Genomic DNA, 7,511 nt, shown 5'->3' with positions numbered 1-7,511 from the left:
TCGAAATCGTGCGCGGTCGCGGCGCGTCGCCGAAATTCTTTTCAATCAAAGAGTTGCAGTAATCGTGCGCCCAGCTCATACGCCAAGGTGGTCTAAATCACCGATGAGTTGAAACGCATCCGGCGGCAAGCGCGGTGACAGCGAGATCAGACGATCTTGCGTACGCGCTGCCGAACGATCGATTCGATCGAGGGTCCGCGGCAGTGATCTGCGCGGCCGTGCCCGCGCAACGGGTCAAGGGCCGGAAGCCGCCGTGACGTGCGATGCCTTTGCCTTGTCGATCGCGTCTTTCACTTCCTTGGGCATGTAGGTTTCATCATGCTTCGCGAGCACTTCGCTTGCGACGAAGCGCCCGTTCTGCAATGCGCCGCTTGCGACCACGCTCTGGCCTTCGCGGAACAGATCGGGAAGGATCCCGGTGTATTGAACCGGCATTTCCTTGAAACGATCGGTGACGACGAAGTCGACTTCGAGAGAATCGCTCGCGCGCTTGACGGATTTCTCCAGGACCACGCCGCCAAGGCGAAAGCGGGCCGTTGAAGGTGCGATGCCCGCCTGGATCTCGCTCGGCGAGAACAGGTAGGTCATGTTCTGCTGCAAGGCAAGCACGGTGAGGCCGCCGGCAATTGCCACAGCGGCAAGCACAAGGGAAATCACGATCAGGCGACGGCGTCGCGTCGGCGTCATGTCCGGTCCTCTCGCGCTTCGCGGCGCTTCAATCTGCCGCGGATATCGGCCAGGAGACGTTTGCGTTGCGCGAGGGGAGCGAGTGCCTCCAGCGCGAGCACGATGAAAAAGATGGCGTAGGACGGCCAGACATAGGCGCCGTAACCGCCCATCGCGAGAAATTCCTTCACGACATTCGCCCTGCGTAAAAAGGGAATACGCAGCCTATCAAATTTCAGCGAGGTCGCCCCGATGCGGGTGTGGCAAAGCGCCGCGCGCCGACCTCGGCGCGCGGCGGCATGACGCTAGGGATTGAGTTCGAATCCGTACTTGAAAATCACGTCGCTGAGGGGCGCGACCCGCAGCGTGGCAAAGACCTGTTTGCCGGCGCGGTCAGCGGGCGCTGACTGCAAGTAGCGCACATCGCCTGCCACCGAGAACGTGCCGTCGCCAGTGGTGGAGATTCCAAAGAAACCTGAATGACGCGTTCGCGGTCCCCCAACCGTGTCCGAGTAGGCGTAACCGCGCCAGGAGTTGATTGCGCCGGTGTTCGCATCGATGACCGCAACTTCGCCGTCGACATTGTCTTCGGGACACGGCTGGCCGCTGACGCAGACCACGCCGGGCCCGTAGATATTCAGTCCGGCAACGCCAAGCGCATCGTTTGCGTACACGATGTCGGTCGGAAAGTCGCTCCGGATCGAACGGTTCAACCAACCGAGGTTGCACATGGCGAGATTGGTCTGGTCGCTGCCGCCATACATCACCTTGCCATTGTTGCCGAAGGTATTCGCGGGCGTGCCGTCCTGGTTGAGCTTGATGAGCGCAATGCCATTGCGGCACGCCAATTCAACGTCGCCGACCACGAATATTTCGTCGTTGCCGTTCACACCGAAGCTGCTCCGAACGGCGATTTTCTGGCCAGCACTCTGCGAACCGATCCCTTCGGTGGTGTAGAGGCCATTCGTCGCAAAATTCGTGCGCGCCGTACCGCTCGAATTGACGCTCGCGACGAACAGGTCCCACCCTGCCGCCCAGCCGATCTGACCGGCGCCAGGCCCCGGATGCCAGCGCAAGCCCGAGATGTAGATCCGTGGCGGGTTGGCCGTGCCGATGCGTCCGCCCGTGGCGATGCCGGTGAACTGGCAGTAGTCACCCGGTGCACACAAGCCGCCGAACGCGGGTTCCATCGCTGCGGTCAGCGCGGTCAGCGCGCCGCTGCTTTCAACGTTGAAGCGGGCATAGCGCGGGCGGTAGACCTCGGTGATGCCGGTGCCCGCGTAGACGAGTGTGGTGACGGGTGGGAACGACAGATTGTCGAACACGGCAATACCGCCGCCGTACACCGAGCGTGAGCCATCGTTTGCGTACGCTTCGGAGTCGACGGTTGTCGTGCCGTGGAACGAGCCATCGAGTCCGAACACGAGGATCTCGACCGCAGACACCGCAAAGCGCTGTGGCACGGGTGGATTGCCAATGGGTCTGAGGTTGAAGCCTTCGGTGTCGGCGAGAACGTAAATGCGACTGCCGAACCGATAGATGCCCTTGACGTCCTTGACGTCGCCACACCAAGCGTCGCTGTTGCACGGCGTGATGACATACTGATTGCTGTTGGAGCCATTGGCGCCGGCATTGCTCCACGTCTGGCGAACACCGGCATGGTTGTAACGCACCAGCCCCAATTTGGTATGCCCCGCGGCAGCACCGATGCCCGGTACGACGCCGGCGGTGATGACGTCGCCGTTGTCGCCCTCGGCCACTTTCTGTCCGCGACGGTAATCAAAGCCCGACGACGCAAAGTTGTCCACGTACATCTGACCGTTGTTCCAGGTCGGATCGGGCACGTAGCTTTCGGCAGATGCGGTCGTGCAGGCCGCTCCGGCGGCGAAAAGCGCGATGAACACGCCGACGGCGCGCACCTTCGAGGTGCGTGCAGCGATGGAAACGCCCATGTGATGTTCTCCTTGCGATCAATGCGGCACGGCGCCGCTTCACAAGGGATACGCAGGGTGTCCGGCAAACCGGACATGGATGCGAAACGATCGGTCCAGCAGGAACCCGGCGACCGTCAGCCGCCCGTGCGTGCGGGGTGTTCGGCGAGCGCGATGGTGCGCACCCAGTCCTTTCCGCCCTCCAGTTCAAGCAGCCCGACGCGCGTACGCACGAGCAGACTGCCGAAGAACCACAGATGCGTCGCAAGCGCCATCGTCAGCAGTGGCCACAACATGCCCGAATCGATTTTCGACGGCCCCATCAAACGAACGGTCTGGGCCTGGTGCAACGTGTTCCACCAGTTCACCGAGAAATGCACGATCGGCAGGTTGATCACGCCGATCAGCGCGAGGAAACCCGCTGCGCGTGCCGCCTGCCGCCGATCCTCAATGGCCGCATGCAGACCGATGACACCGAAATAGAGGAACAGCAGCACAAGTTCGGAGGTCAGCCGCGCATCCCATGTCCACCATGCGCCCCACATCGGCTTGCCCCAGAGCGAGCCGGTGACCAGCGTGACAAACGTGAATGCGGCGCCGACCGGTGCACTCGCCATCGCCAGCACTTCACTGAGCTTGATCCGCCACACCAGAGCGATGAACGCGTTTGCCGCCATGAAAAAGTAGGCAAACAGACTCATCCAGGCGCACGGCACATGAATGAAAATGATGCGATACGCATCGCCTTGTTGATAGTCGCGCGGCGCGAGCACCAGTCCGCCGTAGAGCGCAACGGCCGCAAGGATGCCGGCGCTCCAGAAGAACCAGGGCGCAAGCTTGCCGGCCACGCGATAGGCCGTCGGCGGCGCGCCGAATGAGTGGAACCAGAGCAGGAGTGGATTCATGGATGCGTGGAATGATGCGGGAATGATTCTATGGAAGCAAAGAGAACGTTCACTTGCAAAACCTGAAGCCGGAGCTCAGCGGCTGCGAAATCGCGTCGAGGTTTTGGCGTCTGCTGAGCGGCTCGCTGGAACGTTTTGTGTCGAGGTGTCAACTGCACGAAAATCCGGCCGCACCTTTTGTCATGCTCCAAAAAAGAAGAAGTATGTTCGGCGACTTCAACGGGTTTCCTTCTGCAATGAAGTGGCCCGCATCAATCAGGTACACCTTTGCCCGCAGACGGTCGCGGTGAAATGCGTTGGCAGCGTAGCGACGACGGGTCGCGCAAGTGTTTCCAGCACACGACGACGATGACGTGAAGAGATTCCTCGCCAAGGGCGCGCGCGTCGGGAGGGCAGGCGACTTCTCGGCTAGAACCAGTAGTCGGAGACGCACTTCCCATCCCGCGGCAGGTCGTCGAAGGTGGTCAGGCCATCGAAGTAATCGATTGGCACCTGCGCAACGGTATCCGGCTCGGAAAGGCGCACATTGACTGCCAGCCTGCGACGACCGTCTTCGTCGATGCGCTGGGAGCGCCAATGGGTGACGCAGCCGCAACTCTGGCAAAAGTGAAACTCAATCGACGTGCCTCGGATATATGCCGAGGTAGGCCCCGCCACGTGCACTTTCTCACCCTCATAGTCGTAGATCCAAAGCGCCCCGTATCGCCGACAGACGGTGCAGTTGCACGCGGTGGCTCCTTCTGGCACAACATCGAAACTCCACTTGACTGATCCGCAGTGGCAGGAGCCTTGAAGCATTGTGAATTCCTTGGCGAGGAAGCGGAGAGGGTGTGTCTGGCGGGTCCGTCAAATGACCTGTGTAACTCCCGGGAATCAAAGCGCAACCCGCGTGCCGCGCCTCGCGCCGGACATCAACCTCCGGCTCTGCTGGCGGTGCCAGCTAGAAGGCGCCGGGAAAATTCAGGGCTGGAGCGGAGTTTCACGCCTTCCCATAACGACGATTGCAGCGGCGAACGCGAGCTCAATCGCTGCGCCCGAGAACGCCGCGACATGCGGTGGCGCCTTGGATACAGCCAGGAGATAGCCTGCCAAGGCAAGTGTCGCGCCACATGCCCAGTAGATGCGCAACCCAAACAACGTGCGGAAGGTGAGGTAGCGGCCACCGATGACAAGCAGCATTGCAGGGAAGAACCACCGTACATTCAACTGGGACACCGCGTACGTGATGGGAAGGCAAAGAATGAGCCACGCCGTGCTCTCCAGCGCGAGTGCACCGAGTGGATTCTGTCGGTCATGTTTGCCAGAGCGCCCGAACGCCTTGCACAAAACGACCCCGATCGGATGGATCAGCATGCCGCCGGCGAACAGCGTCAACACGGCTGTCGAGGCTGAGATCTGCATGGCGGTGCATGCGGAAGCAATCCACGCAACGGCGGAAGCGAACATACCTGGCGCACCTGAAAAATAGGCAATGCGCATGTCCCGCTGTGCTTCGTCAGTTCTCATGGAGCGGACACGTTCTGGTGTGGGTCTGTGCAGCGCAACCGCTGGAGCGAACGCGCCACTATGGGCGCTGGATTTTGCGACAACTCTCGGTGGTCGCGTCAACCGGTTGAAAAGAGACTTCCTCTCCATGCGGCTTAGAGCGGCATGATGGTGTGCGACACAACCGTCAGCTGATGCGGAGGTGTACATGAACACTATAGCGATTTACGCTGATTTGGCGAAGAGCATGTTCTCTGCGTGTGCGGGAATTGCGCCCGGAATCGCCCTTGAGTTCTGTGGAGATTCCAACGCTTGAAAGAATGGAGTCTTGACCAAATCGACGATGTTTTCACACGAGTTACGGGCGCGCGTCGTGCGACGGGTGCTGGCGCCTCGAGGAAAGTATCCGTCGCAGTGAGCCGCGGTGGTATCCATCGCCCCAACAATCGGGGGTGTGCCAAAGACGCTGCTGGATCGGGTCAAACGCATTGAGGTCGAGAGCGGCGCGGGTGAAGGCCAGACCCTATCGAATACACAGCGCGTCAACAATCTGGGGCGCGCGAACAAGAAGCTGCGACGAGCGAACGAGATCCTGCAAGGTGGCTTCACCTACGTGTCCACCTGGCAGGGTCGGTTCTACCCCGTTTCCGCGGACCGCTGGGTGAAGGCGTAAAATTTCTGATCTTGGATATCAAGCTTGCGTTGCATTCGTCGATTGTGAAAGCGTTCGAAAAAGTCGAAGACGTCGGATCGTGCTGCGGCGAGCGTCATGTAGAGACAGGGGTGGATGCGGTCGCGCTTGATCATTCCCAAGAACCCTTCCGCCGCTCGCCGGATCCTCGTGCATGCGCGACATACCGATGACGCCATCGCTCACGACGCGTTGCACCGGAACCCGCGGCAGCGAGCGCGATGTTTCGAGTACGCGCATTGCCCCCTTTTGATTGCGTGGTCAGGCAGCTTTTCACTCATCGTGTTTACTTGATGCACATTTGTTCATCTCCATCTTCCGTCCAGTAGACGCATGTTTTGCGCCCGAAATCCCATTCTCCGATGAGATCGATCGCAGCTCCACTGTCTGACCATTTGACACCCGCCATCTGGCCCAACGAAACAGGAATCTCCCCGAGGCTTGTTCCGTCCTTCGCCAAGATCTTTACGAAACATGGTTTGTCGCTCGATGAACCAGGTGCCATCGGTATCAAGGACAAATAGGATTTATAGGATGTGACTGCGACGTACTGGCCACTTGGATCATTCTCAACGGAAGTAATTGTTCGGTGCTGGAGACCCAGGAATAAGAGGCCAACAATTGCGGCACCTATGATTGTCAGTTGCTTGGCTCGATTCATCGTTTCCGAACGTGGCTGCAGGAAATCTGCCCCGATCTTGCTCGAACGATGCAAGCCGATCAAGGGAGTCGGCGATGGCGCGATACAAGGTGGTGGACATGAGTCCGCGGTTGCTGCCGGTGGATCTGGAGGCACAGCTGATACCGGGTTCGTTCGCGCATGCCGTCCATCACGTCGTCGACGCGCTCGATCTGTCCGCATTCGATGTGCACTACCGCAACGACGTAGTTGGAGCGTCGGCGCACTCGCCGTCGATGTTGCTCAAGGCGGTGCTGCTGGCGTATTCGCAGGGCATGGTCAGCTCCCGCGCGATTGAACGTGCGTGTCGCGACAACGTGCTGTTCATCGCCTTGACCGGCGACGCAAAGCCGCACTTCACCACGAGCGCAGACTTCGTCAGTCGCTCTCACGAAGCGATCGCGTCCGTCTTTGGTCAGGTGCTGACACTGCTTGGCAACGAAGGTCTGATTGGGCGAACGATGTTTGCGATCGAGGGCGTAAAACTCCCCTCGAATGCGTCGAAGCACCGATCTGGCACGCGCGCGGAGTTCCTTTCACAAGCGCAGAAGATGGAGCGCGCCGCGAAGACGATGCTCGATCGGCATCAAGCCAACGATGCCGGCAGCGCCGAGGTCGTTTTGAATGCAAAGGCGACCGCACGTGTCGAGCGCCTGACGAATGAAGCGGCGAAGATTCGCAAGTGGCTCGTCGAGCACCCGACCGATCGGCCGGGATCACGCGGCGCGATCCGCAAGTCCAACCGCACCGACAACGAGTCGGCCAAACTCGCCACAGACAAAGGCGTGATCCAGGGCTACTGCGGCGTCGCCGTGGTGGATGCCATGCACCAGATCATCGTTGAAGCGTCGGCGCACGGTACGGGCGCAGAGCAGGAGCTGCTGCTGCCCGTGATTGATGCCTGCGCGTCGCAACGCAATCCCAATACGCTGATCACCGCCGACGCGGGCTACCACTCGGAAGCAAACCTCGCGGCGCTTGCCGACCGCGGCATTGACGCGCTGATCGCCGACAACCAGATGCGTCGTCGCGACGAACGCTTCGCCGAGCAAGGCAAGCATCTCGAAAAGCCTGATGCGCTCTACGACAAATCGCGCCGTCCAAAGAAGGCCGCAATCTTTGGCACCGACCGCTTCGTCGTCGCCGATGACCAA

General features: G+C 60.4%; 7 protein-coding genes. 2 read left to right on the top strand and 5 right to left on the bottom strand.

Annotated features, from left to right (window positions below; translation table 11 throughout):
• Window positions 1–234 precede the first annotated feature (234 nt).
• The 5 genes from ccmE to ABIV12_RS11260 form a co-directional block, all read right to left on the bottom strand.
• Window positions 235–687, bottom strand: a complete 453-nt coding sequence (gene ccmE, locus ABIV12_RS11280; RefSeq protein ID WP_348059289.1) for a cytochrome c maturation protein CcmE — start codon at window positions 685–687, stop codon at window positions 235–237.
• Window positions 684–857: a heme exporter protein CcmD gene (gene ccmD, locus ABIV12_RS11275; protein ID WP_348059287.1), complete on the bottom strand. Its 174-nt coding sequence runs from the start codon at window positions 855–857 to the stop codon at window positions 684–686. Before ccmD ends, ccmE begins: the two co-directional genes overlap by 4 nt.
• Window positions 858–971: 114 nt before the next feature.
• Window positions 972–2,618 (bottom strand): hypothetical protein, encoded by a 1,647-nt coding sequence (locus tag ABIV12_RS11270; RefSeq protein WP_348059285.1) that lies wholly within the window; start codon window positions 2,616–2,618, stop codon window positions 972–974.
• A 116-nt stretch (window positions 2,619–2,734) separates the two neighbouring features.
• Window positions 2,735–3,502 (bottom strand): heme ABC transporter permease, encoded by a 768-nt coding sequence (locus ABIV12_RS11265; RefSeq protein WP_348059283.1) that lies wholly within the window; start codon window positions 3,500–3,502, stop codon window positions 2,735–2,737.
• Window positions 3,503–4,462: 960 nt separating this feature from the next.
• Entirely contained in the window at window positions 4,463–4,903 is a 441-nt protein-coding gene (locus tag ABIV12_RS11260; protein ID WP_348059282.1) for a hypothetical protein, read from the bottom strand.
• Between the two features lie 538 nt (window positions 4,904–5,441).
• On the opposite strand from ABIV12_RS11260, the gene ABIV12_RS11255 reads away from it, so the two are divergent.
• The gene (locus ABIV12_RS11255) at window positions 5,442–5,660 is read left to right on the top strand and encodes a hypothetical protein (protein WP_348059280.1); all 219 of its coding nucleotides are present in this window, start codon (window positions 5,442–5,444) and stop codon (window positions 5,658–5,660) included.
• Between the two features lie 753 nt (window positions 5,661–6,413).
• Window positions 6,414–7,511: transposase (locus tag ABIV12_RS11250; RefSeq protein ID WP_348059278.1), on the top strand; the 1,098-nt coding region annotated here is incomplete at its 3' end.

It is taken from the genome of Dokdonella sp., from assembly GCF_039926425.1.
In the GTDB taxonomy this organism is placed as follows: Bacteria; Pseudomonadota; Gammaproteobacteria; order Xanthomonadales; family Rhodanobacteraceae; genus Dokdonella_A.
This window is presented reverse-complemented; position numbering and strand designations above follow the sequence as displayed.